The organism is Spirosoma gilvum, from assembly GCF_054776815.1.
In genome coordinates this window covers 443,683-465,763 of the sequence record NZ_BAAHBH010000005.1, presented here as the reverse complement: position 1 = coordinate 465,763, position 22,081 = coordinate 443,683, and the positions used below count along the sequence as shown (strand labels likewise).

Genomic DNA, 22,081 nt, shown 5'->3' with positions numbered 1-22,081 from the left:
ACAAAGAGCTACTAATAGATTTTATTCCATTTTCTCTGTGTTCTCCGTGCCTCCGCTTCGGCAGTCCGATGTGTTTAATCCATTTCCATTTTCATGAAAAAAATTCTTCTGCTGCTTCTGGTAGCTCATGTTGCGCTTGCCCAAAAGGGGGGTATTCAGTTTCGGCAAATTCCGGTTGCGGCTGTTTTTCAGGAAGCCCGACGTGCTAACAAACCCGTATTTATCGAAATCTTTTCGCCGACCTGTCACGTTTGTCAGAGCTTTATACCGACCCTGGAAGATGCGCGGGTGGGTAAGGTGTATAACAGCAAGTTCATCAGTACGAAGCTTGATATTAATCAGCCTACCACTCAGCAATTTCTGACTAGTCGGCATCTGTTTGTGCCGTCGCTGCCTTTGTTTCTGTATTTCGACCCCCAGCAGAATATGGTTCACTTCGCTATGAGCAATAACTCAACGGATGAAGTGATTCGGCATGGCAACAATGCTCTGGACCCACAGACGCGTAGCCAGACCATGAAATCGCGGTATCAGCAGGGTGAACGGTCGGCCAATTTCCTGATCGACTACGCCATGTATGCCCGCATCACGCGGGATACGGTGGCAAACATGGCAGCTATGAATGAATACGCTCGTCAGCAGTCGTCGGCTACGTTTGCCAATGCTACCAACTGGGCGGCACTGCAAAAACTCGTGCTGGATTATGAAAATCCAATGTTCCAGTACATGCTGAACCATCTGGATACGTACCGGAAAGCGTATGGCGCTCAGGAGACCCAGCAAGTGGCCGAAAATATTCTGATGTCGTCGTTGTATAGTGGACGGGGAGCACAGTTCCCCATATCGAAGATTCTGGACGTTAAACAGGGGTTGATCAAGATTGGAATTGATCCAAAAGTGTCAGCTAATAGGACGTTACTGCCTGAAGTGAATGCTTATTTCCGTGCTCATCAGACGGCTAAGGCAGTTGAACGAATGGACAATCAGGTGAATTCGAACCAGCTAACCGTGCCAGAGTATATGTACATTACCCGACTATTTAACCGGAGCAGCCCTGACGCCACTGATGTGCCAACCGTTGTGAAATGGATCAATAAAGGCTTAGTCCTAAAACCAGCTCCGAAAGAACAGGCCGACCTATACTATGAACTGGCCGAAGCGTACCGCCGGGGTGGAAAAACTGCTGATGCGCAGAAAGCCGCTCAGAAATCGATGGAGTTGGCTCAGGCCAGTCATATTGATACCCGACGGAATGTTGAACAGATGGGTAAACTGAAGTAGTTCTCGCTAACACAGGATACAAAAACGGGGCACCTTGCAAGGTGCCCCGTTTTTGTTATAACCGTTTAACTAAGGCTTATCGATTAGCCGTATTGGGATGTACATTACTGTTTATACTAACAGCTTTAGCCCCTGTTCCTCCAACAATTCCTTTGGCAACAAATGTGTAGAATCGACCAGCGTAAGGCTGTAGTGTAGCAGTCGTTACTACAGTTGTTGTGCCAGTTAAGCGGAGTTGTATGGGCACAGCCGTTGTACCATAAGCAATCGCCGGGATCGCTACAAATGTGGCAGCGCCTTTAATAGGGGCTACTCCTGTTACAACAACAGTACCACTAACAACCAAATCATAAGTAGCATCGGCGTCAGTTCCCGATACAAAATTGACCAGCCGTACATACGCTTTGGAAGGGTCGGAAGCCGTCAAATTATCGGTTAATGTTAGGGTGCTATAATTTGGCGAGGTACCGTATAAAAATACTGAGTAGTATACATCCGACTGTGTAGTCAGATCGGTTGTCGCAATGGTCGCATCAGACGAAGCCGTTGTACTGGCGGGAATAACGATCTTCACTTTTGATGTACCGGGAGTTAACAATGCATAATCCTGATTCGGAAACGAATTCGTATAGCTCAATGGTGCTGCTACCGCTGGAGGAACCGTATTAACGCCCGAAAACCGCTGATCGTTTACGTAAATGTCAATCCCGCCCAGATCGGGGGCTACATGATAAAACCTGACACGGGCTCCCGTTGCCGGAGCAACCGAGTCCAGAAAATTAGCTTTGTCTCCGCAAGCCAGCAGGAAAAGGCTTAGACAGAGAACGGATATGAGATTTATGATCTGTTTCATAGATGGCATGAGTTGGGGTTCGAGTAGGGCGGGCGGAAACCCGCCACTCTAGTTTGTTAATAGCGGGTTTCCACCCGCCTTACTATTTCTGACTGAACCAGGGCTCAACCGTGTGGTAATCGAGCGCATTGCCGCCGTATTTATCGAGTGATGCCCGGTTCCAGACATACTCTGAATTATACCGAGGGCGGACGCGGTAGGCTACCTTGCCATTGTTGTCTGGGAAAAGTTGAGTGCCACTAGGTGGTGTAAAGCCAATATACACAGCAGGATCATAATGGTACCGACGCAGATCGACCCAGGTTTCGATGATACCATGACCGACCAGCGCCAGATATTTTTGCAGCATAATATCGCTGATCTTAAGCGCACCAGCCGATTGAGCCACGGCCGCACTGGTCAGGTATTTTGCTTTATCGGCAGCCGCTACACCGGCATAATCCATAGCCGCACCGATACCCGCCTGATAAGCTGCCAGGGCCGTCGCTTTATCGCCTTTGATAAAGGCCGCTTCGGCTTTGATGAACTGGATTTCGGTATAGGTCAATAGTGGGAACGGCGCACCATCCCGATAAATGTATTTACCCGGTGTTGTTCCTGAAACGACCAGGTTCGGCAATTCACCCCAGAAAGTAGGAATCCGTTTGGTATTACCATTCACGTTGTTGGGATCGCCCTGCGTTGGCACTACACCCCGATAAACCCCATCAGGAGACGCCGTTGTCAGAATGGGTTGGCGGGGATCGGCAACACCGCCAAATACCCGGCCATCAAGCAGACTAACCAGAAAATCTGTCTGGCGATACGTACCAAGGTTGCTGCGGGTAACACCGAAGAAATTCATCAATGCCGAGTTGCCACCTGCCGTAAACGGAATGTTGAAGTTATCGGCATTGCTGGCCAGCGACTTATTGCAGTAATCGATGACCACATCAGGGTTATAACTGGCCTTATTGCTGGTGTGGTGAGCATTGCGAGCCAGCACGCCATAGGCAAACTTGATCCATTTAGAGCGGTCGCCACCGTAAACCAGATCACCTCGTGCCAGCGAAGCCTGCGAAACGGCTCCATCCGTACGATTGAGGTCGGTAAGCGCATCGTTCGCCAATTGCTTCACGTAGGCATATACTTCCTCCTGCGTATCGTAATCGAACACATACCGGTTCGGTTCAAACGCTTCTTTCAGCACAATTTCGCCGTGATAATCGGTTGTCGTTTGCCAGCTCCAGGCGAAGATCGCTTTCGCCACACCACTGTAATCCCACTTTTGTTTGGCTTTGGCATCGTCGAGCATGAGCTGAATATTTTGACCCAGGTTCCAGTAGTTCATACGCCAGATCATCCCGGCATTATCCGAACCGGCATCGTACCCCATCCGGTCCCAGTTGTTATTGACCGTAGCCTCGCTCCAGTTCTGGACGTATTTGCCAATAAACCGGGAATCGAACTGCTCCCCAAAGGCCATCTGGGCAAACATTGGCGGTAACAGGACATAACCTTCCGCGATCTGCGGGTTGGAAGGGTCGCGGTTTATATCTAAGTATTTATCGCAGCTACTCATCGTGATCAGGCTGAGCAGCAAGGCAAATAAAGTAAGTCGTTTCATTGATATAAAGATGATGTAGGATGTATGAAGTAGGGTATATGATACAGAAACAAGGTCGCCCCAGGAATTATATCATATTACCTATATCATACATCATATATAAGTTTTAGAAGCCTACACGTAAACCGGCCGAGAAACCACGGGGAACAGACAACGTACCGAAGTCGATACCACCAGCTCCTACACCACCCGATGTAGCCGTTGTACCGTTTACGTTCGGGTCGGCTCCGGTATAGTTAGTCACCAGAAACAGATCCGTTCCGTTAACGAAAACACTGGCCTGCTTGAACACTTTCGACTTGTTCAACATGGCTGTTGGCAGTACATAACTCAGCGTTACGTCGCGCAGACGTAGCCAGTTGATGTCTTTTTCGACAAACTCCGATTCTGGAATCGAACTGTAATAGTCGGTTGACCGGAGCGTTGGAATGATCTGGATCGTATTGGGCGTGGGCGTGCCGGTATCTTCTTTACCATCGCGCAGAACCCCTTTGAACACCACCGGCGTATCGCGGTCGAGCGTCTTTTTGCTCAGACCTGTACGCCAGAGGTACATCGCCGTTCCGTTGAACACATCGCCCCCTTTGCGAATGTCGAGCAGGAACGACAGACTCAGCGACTTATACCGAAACGAGTTCGTCAGACCAATCGTGAAATCAGGATTGCGGTCACCGATGGGCAGAAAGTTGGCATTGGTAATGGGCAGACCTGTGCTTGGGTTGATCAGAATATCGCCGTTTTTATTGCGGGCGTAGCTATACCCACCAATGGCCGTAGCCGAGCCGCTGCCGCGCTGGTAATAGTTGAAATTATAGCTCCGATAAGCTACGTTGTCGCTTGGGAAGTACGATTGCAGATTGTTTACGAACGCACTGGATCGGGCGTTACCATAAAGCCAGGTGTCGGAGTTGTAATATTCCGGTACATCGGCTGGTAGGTTCTTCACGTCTGTTTTCAACTTCGAGAAGTTCAGAATCACATCCCAGCCAAAATCCGCTTTTTTCACCGGCGAACCTTTCAGTTGCAGTTCTACACCCCGGTTGTTGAAGGTACCGCCGTTCAGCAGACCAAAAATAAAGCCCGTTGCGTAGCTAAGCCGTTGAGTTACGATTTGTTGCGAAAGCGTTTTGTTGTAGTAGGCAAAGTCGAGGCCAAGGCGTCCGCCAAAAAACATCAACTCCGTACCTAGCTCATAGCTTTCGCCCCGCTCGGGTTTCAGGTCGGGGTTGCTGCCGTAGAAATCATAGGCAAAACCGCCACCCGTAGACGTCTGAGGAATCAGCGTAGCCGCCACTTTATACGGTGGAGCGTCACGGCCGGTCTGTCCATAACTGGCCCGGAGTTTACCATAGTAGAAGGTATTGCCACGAGCTTTCAGTGCCGGTAGATCCGAGAAGTTGAACGCCAGCGAAGCGGCTGGGTAGAAGAAGCTCCGGTTGGCGGCCGGGAGGGTCGATGACCAGTCATTTCGGCCGGTAATGGTCAGAATTAGCAGTTCATCATAATTCAACGTCAGGCTTCCCAGTACGCTTTGCAGCCGCTGTTGCGTCTGTGTGTATTTGTTGCGTTGCGTAGTTGGGTCGGTGTTGTTCGTCGAATTGAAATCGGGCAGGTAAAGCCGTTCGCCATAGGCTGTCGTCACCTTGTAGTTACGATCGTCGATGGTTGTTCCGAGCAGGAGGGAGGTACTTAGCTTACCAAAGTTCTTCTTGAGCGTCGCCAGCAAGTTTCCATTGAGCAATTGGCTGTTCTCCAGTGCATTTTCAACCGAACCTTTTGTGGAGTAGCCACCCAGGGTTACGTCGGTTCCCTGCCAGGATTCGGGGCTTAGGAAGAGATTACTCTGGGTTGAGTACAAGTCAGCACCAAAACGACCCGTCAGGTTCAGCCAGGGAGTTGGGTTGTAGTTCAACTGGAAGTTGGCAATAGTCCGGTTGGTTACGTCGCCACTCTTGTTTTTATTGACCGAGAAAAATGGGTTATCCGTTTCGCCCTGGTTGATGCTGCCGCCCAGAATTCGACGTGTGCCGTCTGGATTCAGGTAATTACGAACATCGTCATTGGCTGGCCAGGCAAGCAGACTGATCAAAAAGCCGTTATTGCCCCGAATAGCCTTCGTTACCTGTGAATTCACATAGTTCAACGACGTCATCACATCCAACTTCGGACTGAGTCGAGCCGTACCCGTAAGCCGCACCGATAGCCGTTTGTATCCCGTTGTCGGTACAACCCCTGTCTGATTCGTGTAGTTAGTCGATAAGCGGTAGGTCGCTACATCACTCCCCCCTTCAAAGCCCAGATTATGAACCTGCGTGAAGCCCTTTTGGAAAAAGCTGCGAACGTTGTCATAAATCGGTGCGTCCGATGCGTATTTAGGCCCAAAATAGGATGGGATAGTAGCCGCACTGGGGTTTGCATAGCCCTGCGTACCCCGGCCATACACCGTCTGCGTTTCAGGAAAACGATATACCTCCGTCGTTTGAAAGCGATTGTCGTACGTTACCCGGCCACCGCCTTTCGAACCTTTTTTGGTCGTAATTACGATAGCGCCCGATGAAGCATCGATACCGTACAGAGCAGCCGCTTCGGGTCCTTTCAAAACCGTAATGCTCTCGATGTCATTCGGGTTAATGTCGGCGGCCCGGTTCAGGTAGTCGTTATCCCGGTTGGGGCGGTTGGATACCAGCGCGACCTGGTTGAACGTCCGGTTGTCGATGGGTAAGCCGTCGACCACAAACAGGGGCTGGTTATTGCCACCGATTGAACTGGCTCCGCGTAACTGAATCATGGCCGAAGAGCCAGGCGTACCTGATGTGGTGGTCATGGTCAATCCGGCCACACGTCCCTGCATCCCGACCAGGAAATTGTCGCGCTGGGCATTGGCAATGTCCTGCCCTTTGACCAGGCCGACCGAATAACCCAGCGAGCGTTGTTCCTGTTTGATACCGAGTGCCGTTACGACGACTTCGTTCAGTTCTGATTCCGATTCAGCCAGATTTACATTTATCTGACTTTGCGACCCTACCTCAATCGTTTGGGCGACCATCCCAATGAGGCTGAAGACGAGCGTTGCGTTAGAGCCAACAATGAGTTTGTAATTACCAGCGCCATCGGTTGTTGTGCCTCGGGTAGTTCCTTTGATCTGCACGTTTGCACCGGGTAGTGGACTGCCATCTTTGGACGATGTGACTTTACCCGTGATCGTTCGATCCTGGGCATGAACTTCTGTCAGCATGACCAGACTCAGTAGCAGTACACAAATACTGCGTATAAGTGCTTCCATAAGCAGATAGTTAAGATAAGTTGATGAAAAAACCGATTAAAATTGAATTAACAGAGCAAAGAAACAAAAATATAAGTTCAGTAGAGTAAGGAAATGGGTTTAAATGATACCTATAAAATCCATGCTAAGCGGTATGGCCTATTAATTGCCTTGATAATCAGTTTTGTGGAATTATGTGTAGACACTTTAAATATCAACACAAATAATATGTTGAAAATGGCCGTTCCTTAGCGGTCTGCAGTATAGAATGTACGGCTTCATTTACTGGATTGTCGTAAACAAAAAACGTAACTTTGTCGATTAAATGATTTTGTGAATGATTCGTTGCCACACCGTAATGTACTGCTTAATTGCCCTAATTAGTAGTGCCTCCTCACTGTTTGCCCAGAATAATACAGTACGTATTCGTCTACAGGAATCCAGCCAACGTGCCGTAGTGGGTGCAACCCTTCAGCTAACCGATCGGGCTGATTCAACTCGTAAATTATACACCTTAAGCGATACGGCCGGTCTGGCTACGTTTGCCCTAACCTCCGGACATACCTACCGGCTACTGGTGACCTCAGTAGGCTTTAAACCGCTGAGAAAAGAGCCTGTATCAGCCTCTAATCAGGCCCTGTTGACGTTGACCATGACGCCCGATAATGTGCAGCTACAGGCAGTATCGGTAACGGCAGCTAAGCCACTGGTCCGGCAGGAGGATGACAAGACGATTGTGGACCCGGAACCCGTGGCGGCTACGAGTACTAGTGCGTATGAACTGTTGGAAAAAACACCGGGGCTTTTTCTGGACCCGGATGGGAACGTCTATTTGAGCAGCACAACACCAGCTACGATTTACATCAATGGTCGGGAGCAGAAAATGAGTGCTGCCGATATTGCCTCCATTCTGAAGAGCCTGCCACCGAATAGCATTGCTCGCATGGAGATTTTACGGACTCCGTCGGCGCGTTATGATGCAAGCAGTAGTGGCGGAATTGTCAATATTATCCTGAAGAAAGGAATTAGCCTTGGGCTAACGGGCTCCGTCAATGCGGGTTTTAACCAGGGTCGATTTGGGAATCAGTTTGTTGGTGTGAATCTGAACAACAACCGGGGTGGGCGAACAGCCTATCTGAATATGAATTATACCCATCGTAATTCGTATGAGCAGATTCAGACAAACCGAACCTTTTCGCCTGACTCAATACTGCGGCAGGACGCCTATACAACCTATCCGGCGCATGTTTTTTATACCGGTTACGGATTGGGTTTTGAACTCTCCCGAAAATGGGACCTCAATCTGGATGGACGCTTTTCCTGGAACGAATCGTCTTCATCGGCCAGCAATCGCAATCAGATCAACCAGCTTAGTCTGAACCGGCTGGTGTCGGATAACCAGAATTTGACCGATGCCACAAATCGGATGATTTCCATCAGTCAGGGAGCTACCACCAAATACAAGATCGATACCCTGGGCTCCGAATGGATCACCGATGTGTCGTATAACTTTACGGGTAATCGAGGTGATCAGGCTTTTGCGACGCAATACATTCAGCCTGAACGCACAGGCACGAATGGCGATGGGAATTTCGATTCACAGCGGCACCTGATTGCCCTGCAAACTGACCTGAAATACAAGCTAACCAAGACGATTACGGTCGAAACAGGAGCGAAACTAACCTGGCAGCAATTCACCAGCCGGCAGGATTATTTTAACCTGATCAACAATCAGCGGCTACCAAACGTGAGTCGGACGAATACGTTTGATTACCGGGAAAATATCAATTCAGCGTATGTTCAGGCGTCTAAAACCTTTGGTCCGTTTATATTAAAAGCTGGCCTTCGTTTGGAGAATACCAATATGAATGGGCATCAGCGAATCCCGACGGATACCACGTTTAAGATTAATCGGACTGATTTATTTCCGTATGTATTTCTGAGTCGTCGTGTGGCCAAAATTGCGGGTTATGAACTACGGAGTTATCTGGTGTACCGACGCTCGATCACTCGTCCGGCCTACGATTATCTGAACCCAGCGGCCCGATATGTAGACCAATACCTGTATGATCGGGGGAATCCAGCATTGCGGCCGCAGTTTACCGAAAACTACGAGGTGAATGTTAGTGTGGAAGACCGGCCTTTGTTTGCCATCGGTCAGAACAATACCCGGGATATTTTTACGAATGTTGTGTATCAGGACCCGGCCAATCGGAGTATCGCTTATCGAACGTATGATAATCTGGGAACAAATAAGGAAACGTATTTTCGGGTATTGGCGGGTATTCCGCCCATCAAGCGTTACTTCTTCGTGGTCGGAGCGCAGTTCAACTACAATGAGTACTCGGGTATTTACGAAAATCGTCCGTTGAATTTTAAGCGGGGTAGCTGGTCATTCTTTACCTATCACTCGCTCAAAATAGATACGCGGTCAACACTGACCCTCAACGGATTTATCCGTACGAAAGGGCAACTCCAGTTTTATGAATTAAGCAATTTCGGGGCGCTGAACATGAGCCTGAACCGGAAATTCATGCAGGACAAATTGATGGTGACCCTGACGGCCAATGACATCTTTTTTACGAACTTCTACGATTTTACGCTACAGCAAGGGTCGGTGTCGGCCAACGGATTCCGCCGAAATGATACCCGCCGGTTCGGCCTGACGCTACGGTATAATTTCGGTATCCGCAAAAAAGAAGAACGGGTCAATATGTTCAATATCGACCCCCAATCGCCGAATTAATTAAGTTCAATATGATTAAACTTAGCCCCTCTCCTGTTTTAGGAGAGGGGTTGGGGTGAGGTAAAAGTTTATTTCCCTTGATAGACAGGCCGGGTAAACGGCGGTTGAAGAAGCAGATGAAACGAGTTCTCATCGCCCAGCATAACAGCCCGACGAAGGTCGTTTTCGGCCTGAGGTAGTTGCCGAAGCTGAATCCGGGCCAGCGCCCGCCAACGATAAGCATCAGGCTGCTCATCGTGGTAGTACCAGACGGCTTTGTCGAACTCACGAAAAGCTAATGGAAACTCAGCCGTGTGGTAATAGGCAACGCCACGGTCCAGATAACATTCGGCCAGGGTATTATCCCGGCTAATCGCTTCGGTCAGGTCGTAAATGGCTGAGTAGTAATTCTCCTGAGTAAGCTGACACTTGCCCCGGTATGCATACGCAATGGCCGACTTAGGATACTGTCGAACAGCATTGTCGAAGTACGAATAAGCTTCTGAAATATTCCGTTGCTGAACCAGATCGATGCCTTTTCGGAATCGTTTCCGGTCTTTATCAGAAACAGTGTCATGGTCAACCAGGAAATACCGGATGGTCAGATATATTCCAAAAAGCAGACATAACAGCGTAACTTCCATATCCCTTCTGGTTTTCCTAATTCTGCGAATTTAGCGATTCAGGGCCGATTGAACAAGCAACTGGCTCAGTTTAATCCAGCCTGAACGGCTTTGGGTAAACTTTTTCGAACGAGCTCATACGAATGGTCGATCCACTCCTGAAGCTCGGTTGTTCGTACTGATCCGTTAACCGTTATCGTATTCCAATGCGTCTTATTCATGTGAAAACCTGGTGCTACGGCCGGGTGTTCGTCCCGAAGCTGAACGGCACGTTCAGGATCACATTTCAGATTCAACGTGGTGGGCTGACTTTCCGTTGCCAGCAAGGCAAACATTTTTCCGCCTACCTTAAAAACGAGTGCATCACCACCGAACGGGAATGATTCTGTAACGCCCGGTTTGGTAATGCAGTACTCACGTATCGTTTCAATATTCATCGGGTGCAGTGACGAACCGTATAGACAATTATGGCAATCAAAAACATGACGATCGAAACCCGGTTGATGCCGTGCATCATACGCAGGTTCACGCTGGTCGGCTGGTTGGGGTCTGGCTTGCGGAAAACCCGGATGAAATAGGCGAAAACCGGCCCTATCTTTAGATAATCAAGGAGTTTGTTCACGAAAATTAATGGATGATGAATAATGTAAAATGGACAATGCGACTGCTTATTAGGTAACAAATAGGAGAGTAGGAATATTACCGTAACTCCCAATTATTCATTATTCATTTTTCATTATTCATGAACCAGGCTTGGTTCAATCCATCGGTCATCCTCGCGGATTAGCTCGATCAACTCATCGACGGCCCGGTCGGCAGGTACCGATTTTTTAATGACCTGCTGCCCTCGGTACAGGGAAATTTTGTCACGACCGATGCCTACGTAGCCATAGTCAGCGTCGGCCATTTCGCCTGGGCCATTGACGATGCAACCCATAATCCCGATTTTAACGCCTTTCAGGTGGTCGGTCCGCTGGCGAATCATAGCCGTAGTTTCCTGTAAATCAAATAAGGTACGACCGCAGGAAGGGCAGGAAATGTATTCGGTTTTGGTGATGCGCGTACGGGCTGCCTGCAGAATTCCAAACGACAGATTGTTAAGGCTTTTTAACTGCTCTGGTTCGGGTTGTCTACCTACTTGTGGTGTCGGGTTCTCAAACCCGACATTTTGCGACAGCATAATACCGTCGCCCAATCCATCGATCAGCAATCCACCTACGTCGGTAGCCGCATACAGCGGAACATCTTCAGTTGGAATGGCCGAATAACCGCGTTGAACGACTACGGGCAGGGTGATTCCCTGGTTGATCAACTCAATAAACAGCCGACGCAGCTCGGGCATCGCATGGGCATTGTCGGTTGTGATGATTAATAGTACCGTGGGGTCATTACCCAGTTCTGTCAGTAGCTCGGCCGACAAGTCACGAAGTGAAAGCCGGACAAAATTCAGGCGTTGCTGTAACGCTGTTTTTCCCAAACGAGCCTGTTTGTACTCGCTGGCGGTTAGCAGCGGGAACGTATTGGTCTGATCGGCAGTGGTTTGCCAAATAGTATAGTCTACGATTTGCTTCAAACCATTGGGAAGCATAAACGCGGCTGGCTGCGAACCAGTGTAGATGTAATCGGCACCCAGGTCGTTCATCCGCCATTTGTCGGGCTCAGGGAGGTAGAAATGGCCAATCGGCTTTAAATCCTCATGCTGCTGAACGGGAGTCTGGCTAAAATCAGCGATAACACGTGGCACATTCTGACCGCCGAAATTGGCCACCTCATGCGTTGTTCTACGCGTATACTGAAATGGATTGATCGGATAAGTCGTAACGGCCGGAATGAATTTGCTCTCAGCCGCCCGATTGATATAGCGATCAATGAGCGCCTGGGCTACAGGTGCTTCGCGTTCAGGTTCTTCGGTGAGTGATACCCGAACCGTATCGCCAATGCCATCTTCGAGCAACGTACCTATGCCCAGTGCCGATTTGATGCGTCCATCTTCAGCTTCACCCGCTTCGGTGACACCGAGATGGAGCGGATAGGGCTTTAAGCCTTCTTCGTCCAGTCGCTGTACCAGCAATCGATACGCCTGCACCATCACCTGCGGATTGCTCGACTTCATCGACAGTACGATGTTGTAATAGTTCTCATCCTCGCAAATTCGCAGAAACTCCAGCGCCGATTCCACCATGCCAACTGGGGTGTCGCCATACCGACTCAGAATCCGGTCGGAGAGGGAGCCGTGGTTCGTACCGATCCGCATGGCCGTACCGTATTCCTTACAGATGCGTACCAGCGGCAGAAATTTATCCCGAATCCGCTCCAACTCCGAGGCATAAGCGGCATCGGTATAGTCGATAAACTCAAAGCGTTTGCGGTCGGCGTAGTTGCCCGGATTGATGCGGACTTTCTCAACAATACGAGCGGCTAGTTCGGCGGCATTGGGTGTAAAATGAATATCGGCGACGAGCGGAGTCGTATAGCCACGCGCCCGGAGTTCCTTACGGATGTTTTCCAGGTTCTGCGCTTCTTTCACGCTGGGGGCAGTAATCCGCACATACTCGCAACCAGCCTCAATCATCCGAATGGTCTGCTCCACCGAACCGAGCGTGTCCATGGTATCCACCGTTGTCATCGACTGAACCCGGATCGGATAATCGGAGCCCAGCGGCACATCGCCAATGTTGACCGTGATCGTTTTTCGGCGAATGTACTGGGTCAGTGAAGGGGTATAGAGAACAGGTGAACCAGATAAAATGGCTGATTGTGAAGGGGTAATCAACGAGTCGAGCATACAGATAGCGGCAGTGCCGTTTGACCACACAAAGGTACGGAAAAACCGCGTTTTCAGTTTCGTGTCGGTTATCTGGAAAACGTTTGGACTAGTCTAAACGTTCGTTGAGGAACGTATGAACAGCCGCAAAAACGTTCTGTAGTCCTCCTGCCTGACAGTATCCTGACTATTTATTCTTCCGTGCTCCACAAACTCGTATTTGGAAACAAAAGTAGCCTGATGTAGTTGATTAGGTATTGACACTAAGGTCGTTTTGAAACGGCATAGATGAAACAGTACAACCGAATCGTTAACTCAAAACGTTATGAAAACGAAACTATTCAGTGCATTTGCACTAGCCTTTATGATTAGCCTGGGAGCTTACGCGCAGGATGCGTCAGCCACTATGACGAAACAGGAACGGAAAGAAATGCGTAAGCAGGAGAAAGCCGAACGGAAAGCTCGTATGAAGGAGGATTTGAAGAATACGGGTCGGGCTATTGGCGAAACCGCCGATGAAGCCGCTCAGGGTGCAAAAAGTAAAGCCAAAGTTGCCGGAGAAGCGATCGATAGTGCCGCTACCAAAACAGGCCGGGCTGTCGACAAAGGGTTAGATAAAGCTGAAGGAGCCATTATTAACGAACGTGACCGCGTGAGAGCCAAACGCGATTCGTCGCGAGCCGAAAAAGCCCGTCGCGATTCCCTGTAGAGCCGCAACGTTGCGGCTCATGACCGGATGGTTTTTAAAAGCCGGAAGGTTTATGGGCCTATACTCGAGATTATTTTGCTGACGCACAGGAGACGCCAGGGATGGCGTCTCTACGTTAGCTTCGCTTCGATTTTCGCATATTTGCCACGCCAGTGTTTCCAGCGTTTATGTGACCAGAGCCAATCGGAAGGATGTTTACAGATACTTTCCTGTAATTGATCTCTATAGGTTTCGAGAATGGCGCCTTCAGGCAAATTTTTGTAGGGTGGGGCTGCAATGAGCTTGAATGTGCCTTCATAATAGCCTCTGCGGACGCGAATTAATTCCAGAAAGAAGACCGGTAAATCTTTACTGCGAGCCAGCCGTTCAGTACCTGGATAAAACGGCGTATCCCGGTGCAAAAAATCCATCCAATAGCCTTGCTCCGGTACATTGGGAACCTGATCGGCCACGAGGGCAATGACACGGGGAATCCCTTTTCGGGCTACCATCTGGCGAGGCAGTAAATTCATGGGCGTTGGCACCGCGCCATGACTAGCCCGAAGCTCCTGCATGAACTTTTCCATGTCTGGGTTGGTCAGCGGCTTATAAACGCTATCGACCGGGATATCAATGACTACCGCTGCCGAAGGAACCCACTCCCAATTACACTGATGCGACCCTGTGCAGATGACTGTCTGGCCTGCTGATAAATAGTCCTTAATTAATTCAGGGTTTGTGTATCGAAAGCGTTTTTTTAGCTCACATGACGTAACATCTGATAATTTTATCGTTTCGACGAGTATATCAGATAGGTTACGATAAAAATCGTTGGCTATTAACCGAATAGCCTCCGGTGATTTTTCGGGAAACGATAGCCGTAGATTTTCCAGAATAACCTGCTGCCGGTAACGAATTACGTAAGCAAGCACAATATATAACACATCCGAAATGCCATACAAAACAGTGAAGGGCAGACGGGCTAAAAGACGCAAAAAGATCATTCAAATGTACAGTACGATAAGCACGTAAAATCGTAAATAGATCTAAAGGTAGAAAATAGTAGACTATTTAACGAAAAAATATGTAAGTATTCCTGTAAGGGTTACATTTTCTGGCTGAAAAACAGATAGAAGGCTAATCGTGGAGGGGTCAATTCAGCTTCGCTTCAATTTTCGGGTATTTGTCTCGCCAGTGTTTCCATCGGCGATGAGACCACAGCCAATCGGAAGGATAGTTACGGATGGTGGCCTCAAGTAGATCTCTGTAACGTTCCAGCAAAGTGCCAGTGGGTAAATCAGTGTAGGGCGGTTGGCCAACCGGAAAGAAGGTTGCTTCGTAATAGCCACGACGTACCCGAACTAATTCTGTATAAAAAACGGGTAGATTTCGACTACGGGCCAGTCGTTCCGTGCCTGGATAAAAAGGGGTGTCGTGGTGTAAAAAATTTGTCCAATATGCCTGCTCAGGTACATTCGGAACCTGGTCGGCCACAAGGGCTATAATTCGGGGAACATTCTTTTGAGAAGCCATTCGGCGAGGTAAATTGTTCATCGTAACGGGTACAGCGCCGAAACTTGACCGAATGTACTGCATCATTTTTTCGGAAAATTCACTGGTCAGCGGTTTGTAGATACTATCCACAGGCATTCCATTCAAGACGGAAGCCGACGGGAGCCACTCCCAGTTACTTTGGTGTGACGCCATACCGATAACAGGCTGGCCAGCCTGTAAGCAGGATTTTACAATATCGGCATTGGTAAATCGAACCCGCTCGTTGAGTTCGTCAGGTGACAGGTCGGGTAGCTTGACAGTCTCAACCAGTAAGTCGGACAGATTACGGTAAAAACCCCTGGCAATCCGGTTGATTTCGGCAGTCGATTTCTCTGGGAATGACTGAGTTAAATTCTCTAAAATTACCTTTCGGCGGTAGCGAATAACATGGGTGAGTAAAAAAGCTAATATATCAGAAATACCATAAAGGATACTCAGGGGTAAGCGGGATAAAAGTCGAAAAAATGTCATTGGATGAACCTAAACCGAATCAAAGATAAAAGTGGTGCCTGGTCCGGAAATTAAAAAAATACTAAAATTAGTTGGTGGTATTGATTTTTTGCTTTACTTGTGAACGGATACATGAGTGATAATTGGAAACAGACCCGTTAACGCCTGACTCTACCGCTTTACTAATTGAGTTACATTATCTGCCCTGCCTGGATTACTTGTCGGGGCTACTGAAATTCGGAAAAGTTTGGCTGGAAGCTCAGGAGCATTACCAGAAGCAAAGTTACAGAAATCGTTGCTACGTTCAGACGGCTAACAAAGTAGATAGCCTTACAGTGCCCGTGCAACAGGGAACCCGCCATTTGCCTGTTCGGGATCTTCGGGTGGCTACTGATCAGAACTGGCAGATGCATCACTGGCGATGTCTTCAGGCTGCTTATGGGAAAGCCCCATTTTTCGACTACTATGCGCCCGATTTTGAGCCGGTCTATCGAAAAAACTGGACGTTTTTATTCGATTTGAATTATGAGTTGCTGACAATTTGTCTGAAATTAATGCAGGTGCGTATCGAGTTGAACCTGACAAAATGGTACGATAAAACACCCCCAATCGGTTTAGTTGACGCCCGATCCTGCATAAATCCAGCCAATAAGCCAGAATCGTACGTATTCCATCATCCAGTGGCCTATCCACAGAATTTTGGACCTGAATTTGTACCTAATTTGAGTGTCATAGACCTGTTGTTCTGCCAGGGACCGGCCGCCAAGGACGTGTTGAAGGCCGGCCTTCGGGAGAGTGAACAAATCCTTAAAACTCTTCGTTAGGCCAGTATAGTACGCTTACCTAAGGAGACCCTAAAACGAATGGAAGCAAAATTCTCAAATCGCGTCAAGGAAGTTATCACGCTGAGCCGGGAAGAAGCCTTACGCTTAGGCCACGATTATATTGGCACAGAGCACCTGTTGCTCGGTATGATTCGTGAAGGGGAGGGTGTAGCTGTCGGGTTGCTGAAAAAACTAGGCATCTCGCTCGACGAACTCCGGGTTACCATTGAACAGGCCACGAAAGGGACTGCTACCAACAACGTGAAAAACCTGGCGAATATCCCGCTGACACGTCAGTCGGAAAAAACGCTGAAAATCACCTATTTGGAGGCTAAGATTTTCAAAAGCCCGCTTATCGGAACGGAGCACCTTCTACTATCGATTCTACGTGATGAAGACAATGTCGCCACGCAGATTCTCAATAAGTTTAATATTAATTACGAAGTCATTAAGGAGATGTTGGAATATCAATCATCGGGTAGCCGACCAGTGATGGGCCCCGAAACCGACGATGACGACAACGACCGGGGCATGTTTGGCGGAAGCAGCTCCAGCTCAGGAAAAGATCCGAAAGGGTCTGAAAAATCCCGGACTCCTGTTCTGGATAACTTCGGACGCGATCTGACCAAACTGGCTGAAGTAGGTAAGCTCGACCCTATCGTTGGCCGTGAAAAAGAAATCGAACGCGTAGCCCAGATCCTGAGCCGCCGGAAGAAAAATAACCCAATCCTGATTGGTGAACCGGGCGTAGGTAAAACCGCCATTGCTGAAGGACTTGCCCTGCGTATTGTGCAGAAGAAAGTCTCTCGGGTGCTGTTCGGTAAACGGGTAGTCACACTCGATCTGGCGTCGCTGGTAGCCGGTACCAAATATCGGGGCCAGTTTGAAGAGCGTATGAAGGCCGTGATGAACGAGCTGGAAAAATCGCCAGAAGTCATTCTGTTTATCGATGAGTTGCATACCATCGTTGGAGCAGGTGGTGCTTCAGGTTCGCTCGATGCCTCGAACATGTTCAAACCGGCTCTGGCTCGGGGCGATATTCAATGTATTGGTGCGACTACGCTGGACGAATACCGTCAGTACATTGAGAAAGATGGTGCGTTGGCCCGTCGTTTCCAGATGGTGATGGTCGATGCGACGTCGATTGACGAAACCATCGAAATCCTGAACAACATCAAGGATAAATACGAAGATCACCACCACGTCAATTACACCAAAGAAGCCATTGAGGCTGCGGTGAAACTGTCGGAGCGTTATATCTCTGACCGCTTCCTGCCCGATAAGGCTATCGATGTACTTGACGAAGTAGGTGCTCGTGTTCACATCTCAAACATTACCGTTCCTGAAGATATTCTAAGACTGGAAGAACAGATCGAGAATATCAAGAAAGAGAAAAATCAGGTTGTCAAGAGCCAGAAGTACGAAGAAGCTGCTCAACTCCGCGACAAGGAAAAACGCCTGATCGATCAACTGGAGCGGGCAAAACAAGCCTGGGAAGAAGATACCAAGAAACGTCGCTATACGGTCAACGAAGAAAACGTGGCTGAAGTCGTTGCGATGATGACAGGTATTCCGGTTACGAGCGTCTCGAACGACGAAGGCAAGAAGCTCATTAACATGGGCGAAGAGCTGAAAGGCCGGGTTATCGGACAAAATGCCGCTATCGAGAAGCTGGTGAAAGCCATTCAACGGACGCGCGTTGGTCTGAAAGATCCAAAGAAACCGATCGGCTCGTTTATCTTCCTTGGTCCAACCGGTGTTGGTAAGACCGAATTAGCGAAAGTACTGGCTACTTACCTCTTCGATAAAGACGATGCGCTGGTTCGTATCGACATGTCGGAGTATATGGAGAAATTCAGCGTGAGCCGTCTGGTGGGCGCTCCTCCGGGCTATGTCGGGTACGAAGAAGGTGGTCAGTTGACCGAGAAAATTCGCCGGAAACCTTACAGCGTCGTGCTGCTGGACGAGATCGAGAAAGCACACCCGGATGTATTTAACATCTTGCTGCAAGTGCTGGACGATGGTATCCTGACCGATGGTCTGGGGCGCCGGGTCGATTTCCGCAACACGATCATCATCATGACCTCAAACATCGGAGTGCGTGACCTGAAAGATTTCGGAGCGGGTATAGGTTTCGCTACCAAGCGGAATGCCGAAAGCCAGGATGAACTGATGAAGAGCACGATTCAAAGCGCGCTGCGGAAGGCATTCTCGCCCGAATTCCTCAACCGTCTGGACGATGTGATTGTATTCAACTCGCTGCTGCGGGAAGATATCCACAAAATCATTGACCTGATGCTGGGCAAACTGCTGGGCCGTGTCATCAACCTGGGTTACCGGGTAGAGCTGACCGACAAAGCGAAGGACTTCCTGGCCGAAAAAGGATACGATCAGCAGTATGGTGCTCGTCCATTAAGCCGGGCTATCCAACGCTACCTCGAAGACCCCGTTGCCGAAGAAATCCTGAAAGGAGAACTGAAGGAAGGCGACGTGATCATGGCTGATTACAGTGGTGAAGGCGAAACCCTGACCATCACCGTCAGGAAGCCCGAAGCCGTGGTTGAATAAGATAAGTAAGTAAACAAAAAGGCCTTCCAGCTCTAGAGTTGGGAGGCCTTTTTGTTTTGTAACGCGGCTGGGAAGCCGTGAAGCCGAAGGCTAATTAACCTATTAGCCTTCGGCTTCACGGCTTCCCAGCCGCGTTACTTGTTTAAATATTCTTCTGCTTCACCTGATCGATCAGATACTCTGACGTACGCATCGAAGCGGCCAGGATGGTCCAGGTCACGTTTTTGTCGCCCTGGGAAACGAAGGGAGCAGCATCGACGACAAACAGGTTTTTCACGTCGTGGGCCTGCTGGAACTTGTTCAGGGCCGACTTTTTGGGATCGTTACCCATACGAACCGTACCTACTTCGTGAATGATTCGTCCGGGAGCAGCTAAGCCATACCCATGCCCCGAATCAGGACCAGGTTTCGAGCCGAGCGCAATGCCACCCATCGCATGGATAATTTCTTCAAAGGTATCCTGCATGTGCTTCGCCTGCTTCACTTCGTAGTCCGACCATTTGTAGTGGAAACGAAGTGTCGGAATACCGTATTTATCAACTCGGTTCGGGTCAATTTCGCAGTAGTTGCTTTCGAGAGGGACAGGCTCACCACGGCCCGACATGCTGATATAAGCACCGTAGAATCGACGGTAATCGTCTTTCAGGTCTTTACCGTAACCCCCTGCGGTTTTCATCTTGCCATCCCGGCCGGGAATCCGACCATTTAAGGATTCGATGCCGCCCCCAAAACCGGCGCCCGGCATTCCCATGCCACCGCCGTATTCGATGTGATAGCCACGAGGAAAGTCTAATTTCTTATTGTCGAGCCACCAGGGGGTAAAGACGTGCATACCGCCAACACCATCTTCGTTGTAGCGCTTACGATCCATCAGGGCAGGTACGAAACCAGACCGGCTGGCCCCTGTAGAGTCGTTCAGGTATTTGCCTACTACGCCACTACTATTGGCCAACCCATTTGGGAAACGCGACGATTTTGAGTTTAGAAGTATCCGGGCCGATTCGCAGGTACTGGCTCCCAGCATTACGGCTTTGGCCTTGATCGTTATCTCCTGTAAGGTAGCTTTGTCAACATAACTAACACCCGTTGCCAGGCCGGTCTGAGGATCAGTTAATACTTCACGGGCCATAGCCCCATTGATGAGCGTTACATTACCCGTTTTAACCGCCGGAATACAGAGTACTGATGAGGCCGAAAAATCGGCATAAGCCTGACAACCCCGGTTGCACTGATGGCAGTAAAAACATTGCCCCCGCTCATTATTAATGGGCTTAGTCAGAATACTTAAGCGCGATGGTACTATTGGAACACCTATACTTTTGCCCGCCTTTCGCAGCATCAGTTCGTGCAGTCGAGGCTTGGGAGGAGGCAGGAAATAGCCGTCTGGCTCATTTGGGAAATCAGGCAGATTAGTGCCAAATACGCCAATGAGTTTATCCGTTTTGTCGTAATACGGCTTCATGTCCTCGTAGCCAATAGGCCAGTCGTCGCCGACGCCGGAAATAGAACCCCGCCGGAAATCGTCAGGGCCAAACCGCAGGGAAATACGTCCCCAGTGGTTGGTGCGGCCTCCAAGCATGCGGGAACGGAACCAGCCGAACTCCGTACCGCCAACGGTAGAATACGGTTCCCCTTCGATTTCCCAGCCACCCCAAGCCGCGTCGAAATCACCTCCCGAACGGAATTCGGTAGACGCTCCACGCCGGGGGGATTCCCAGGGCCATTTCAATTGGGTAATGTACTTCGGGTCAGCGGGGTCGTAATAGCCACCTGCTTCGAGCAGAGCGACTTTAGCGCCCGCTTTGGCGAGCGTGTACGCGGCCATACCGCCACCAGCGCCAGAACCGACAATAACGACATCGTATACGGTTGGGGCTTTTTTGAGTTGTGGGACTTCCATATGTTGGGGGCTACAAGAATAGTCTTTCAGTAAATAGTAGCATTAAAAGTTAAAAAGCCGTTAAGTTTACTGATGGAGTATAGAATCACCGCATGGCTTGTACACACTCGGCCACTTTATCGGTGTTGATGACATCAACGCCGAGCTTTTTTAACTGCTTCCAGGCGTTGGATGTATCAGGAATGGCCCAGAAACGGATGGGTTTTTTGTCGTTATGGGCCCGTTTGATAACACGCTTAAGCTTTTCGCGGTCTTGTTCTGAAAGTTCACCATTCCCATCCCAATGCGAATACAACTGAAAATTATCGCTGATGAGCGCAATTCGCTGAAGGGTCTCGTCGTCATACACTTCGCTCGGCCGCCCATCGAACTGGACAAGGGGGTAGTCGAAATAATTGGGGATTTTTGGCCGGTTACCGCTGATAATCACCTGAATTGCTTTAGGGTTGGCGGCCCGATTGAAAACGGGTAAGTTTTGTTCCAGTAGATTTATCAGCAACGGAAGCACTTCGGTTGGATTATCTTTTACATCAACCACCAGATTGAATGTATAGTCTCGATCGGAGCTGGGTTTGTCTTTGAACTGACTAAACAGCCGGACAATCGGTTTCAGATAGAGTGAATCGAGGGTAGGGGCATTAGTGCCTGGTTTGTCGTGTGAAACAACCAGTTTTCCATTCTGAAGCCAAATGTCGGCTTCAATGAAATCGGCGCGTTGCTCGTAGGCATCCGTAAAAGGATGGGCCTTAGCATAGTCGTTATGCGAATGAATTTTCTGGGCAAATGCGATCGAAACCGTTAATTGTATGAGTAGTAAAATGCGTAGCATGGCGAGATTAGTTGAAAGGCTTAACGAATTAGGCTTGATTAAGGAACAGGCTGCACGTAGAGCCGTTCTAATTCCGAAGCAAAGTAAGGGGCTGGTACGGCAATCGCAAATGAATGCACTTGTAGTTCATTAGAAAGTTGCACTTGAATTAATA

Annotated in this window: 16 protein-coding genes; 5 read left to right on the top strand and 11 right to left on the bottom strand. The window is 49.2% G+C overall.

What is annotated here, in order from left to right; genetic code table 11:
* Positions 1–93: 93 nt before the first annotated feature.
* On the top strand, positions 94–1,281 hold the full coding sequence (locus ACYVFD_RS15990) for a thioredoxin family protein (protein WP_461091236.1): 1,188 nt from the start codon (positions 94–96) through the stop codon (positions 1,279–1,281).
* A 76-nt stretch (positions 1,282–1,357) separates the two neighbouring features.
* On the opposite strand, the gene ACYVFD_RS15985 is transcribed toward ACYVFD_RS15990, so the two are convergent.
* From ACYVFD_RS15985 to ACYVFD_RS15975, 3 genes are all read right to left on the bottom strand, one after another.
* Entirely contained in the window at positions 1,358–2,134 is a 777-nt protein-coding gene (locus ACYVFD_RS15985; protein ID WP_461091235.1) for a DUF4397 domain-containing protein, read from the bottom strand.
* Positions 2,135–2,216: 82 nt separating this feature from the next.
* Complete coding sequence (locus tag ACYVFD_RS15980; RefSeq protein ID WP_461091234.1) at positions 2,217–3,740, bottom strand: SusD/RagB family nutrient-binding outer membrane lipoprotein; 1,524 nt, start codon at positions 3,738–3,740, stop codon at positions 2,217–2,219.
* Positions 3,741–3,846: 106 nt separating this feature from the next.
* Complete coding sequence (locus ACYVFD_RS15975) at positions 3,847–7,023, bottom strand: SusC/RagA family TonB-linked outer membrane protein (protein WP_461091233.1); 3,177 nt, start codon at positions 7,021–7,023, stop codon at positions 3,847–3,849.
* A gap of 337 nt (positions 7,024–7,360) precedes the next feature.
* Here ACYVFD_RS15975 and ACYVFD_RS15970 point away from each other — a divergent pair, with 337 nt between their 5' ends.
* Positions 7,361–9,748: an outer membrane beta-barrel protein gene (locus ACYVFD_RS15970; RefSeq protein ID WP_461091232.1), complete on the top strand. Its 2,388-nt coding sequence runs from the start codon at positions 7,361–7,363 to the stop codon at positions 9,746–9,748.
* Positions 9,749–9,816: 68 nt separating this feature from the next.
* Here the strand turns inward: ACYVFD_RS15970 and ACYVFD_RS15965 are convergent, their stop codons facing one another.
* From ACYVFD_RS15965 to ispG, 4 genes are all read right to left on the bottom strand, one after another.
* Entirely contained in the window at positions 9,817–10,371 is a 555-nt protein-coding gene (locus ACYVFD_RS15965; protein ID WP_461091231.1) for a tetratricopeptide repeat protein, read from the bottom strand.
* Positions 10,372–10,436: 65 nt separating this feature from the next.
* Positions 10,437–10,787: an MmcQ/YjbR family DNA-binding protein gene (locus ACYVFD_RS15960; protein ID WP_461091230.1), complete on the bottom strand. Its 351-nt coding sequence runs from the start codon at positions 10,785–10,787 to the stop codon at positions 10,437–10,439.
* On the bottom strand, positions 10,784–10,972 hold the full coding sequence (locus ACYVFD_RS15955) for a DUF6728 family protein (RefSeq protein ID WP_461091229.1): 189 nt from the start codon (positions 10,970–10,972) through the stop codon (positions 10,784–10,786). Before ACYVFD_RS15955 ends, ACYVFD_RS15960 begins: the two co-directional genes overlap by 4 nt.
* A gap of 114 nt (positions 10,973–11,086) precedes the next feature.
* Positions 11,087–13,135, bottom strand: a complete 2,049-nt coding sequence (gene ispG, locus ACYVFD_RS15950) for a (E)-4-hydroxy-3-methylbut-2-enyl-diphosphate synthase (RefSeq protein WP_461091227.1) — start codon at positions 13,133–13,135, stop codon at positions 11,087–11,089.
* A 304-nt stretch (positions 13,136–13,439) separates the two neighbouring features.
* Here ispG and ACYVFD_RS15945 point away from each other — a divergent pair, with 304 nt between their 5' ends.
* Positions 13,440–13,823: a hypothetical protein gene (locus ACYVFD_RS15945; protein ID WP_461091225.1), complete on the top strand. Its 384-nt coding sequence runs from the start codon at positions 13,440–13,442 to the stop codon at positions 13,821–13,823.
* Between the two features lie 110 nt (positions 13,824–13,933).
* Here ACYVFD_RS15945 and ACYVFD_RS15940 read toward each other — a convergent pair whose 3' ends face one another.
* Positions 13,934–14,806, bottom strand: a complete 873-nt coding sequence (locus ACYVFD_RS15940; RefSeq protein WP_461091223.1) for a lysophospholipid acyltransferase family protein — start codon at positions 14,804–14,806, stop codon at positions 13,934–13,936.
* Between the two features lie 148 nt (positions 14,807–14,954).
* On the bottom strand, positions 14,955–15,827 hold the full coding sequence (locus ACYVFD_RS15935; RefSeq protein WP_461091222.1) for a lysophospholipid acyltransferase family protein: 873 nt from the start codon (positions 15,825–15,827) through the stop codon (positions 14,955–14,957).
* Between the two features lie 122 nt (positions 15,828–15,949).
* Between ACYVFD_RS15935 and ACYVFD_RS15930 the strand changes: the two genes are divergently transcribed.
* Together ACYVFD_RS15930 and ACYVFD_RS15925 are read left to right on the top strand one after the other, a co-directional pair.
* On the top strand, positions 15,950–16,630 hold the full coding sequence (locus ACYVFD_RS15930) for a WbqC family protein (protein WP_461091220.1): 681 nt from the start codon (positions 15,950–15,952) through the stop codon (positions 16,628–16,630).
* Between the two features lie 39 nt (positions 16,631–16,669).
* Complete coding sequence (locus tag ACYVFD_RS15925; protein ID WP_461091218.1) at positions 16,670–19,198, top strand: ATP-dependent Clp protease ATP-binding subunit; 2,529 nt, start codon at positions 16,670–16,672, stop codon at positions 19,196–19,198.
* A 142-nt stretch (positions 19,199–19,340) separates the two neighbouring features.
* Here ACYVFD_RS15925 and ACYVFD_RS15920 read toward each other — a convergent pair whose 3' ends face one another.
* Both ACYVFD_RS15920 and ACYVFD_RS15915 read right to left on the bottom strand, forming a co-directional pair.
* Complete coding sequence (locus ACYVFD_RS15920) at positions 19,341–21,098, bottom strand: GMC oxidoreductase (protein ID WP_461091216.1); 1,758 nt, start codon at positions 21,096–21,098, stop codon at positions 19,341–19,343.
* Positions 21,099–21,183: 85 nt separating this feature from the next.
* On the bottom strand, positions 21,184–21,927 hold the full coding sequence (locus tag ACYVFD_RS15915; protein WP_461091214.1) for a phosphatidylinositol-specific phospholipase C/glycerophosphodiester phosphodiesterase family protein: 744 nt from the start codon (positions 21,925–21,927) through the stop codon (positions 21,184–21,186).
* Positions 21,928–22,081 lie beyond the last annotated feature (154 nt).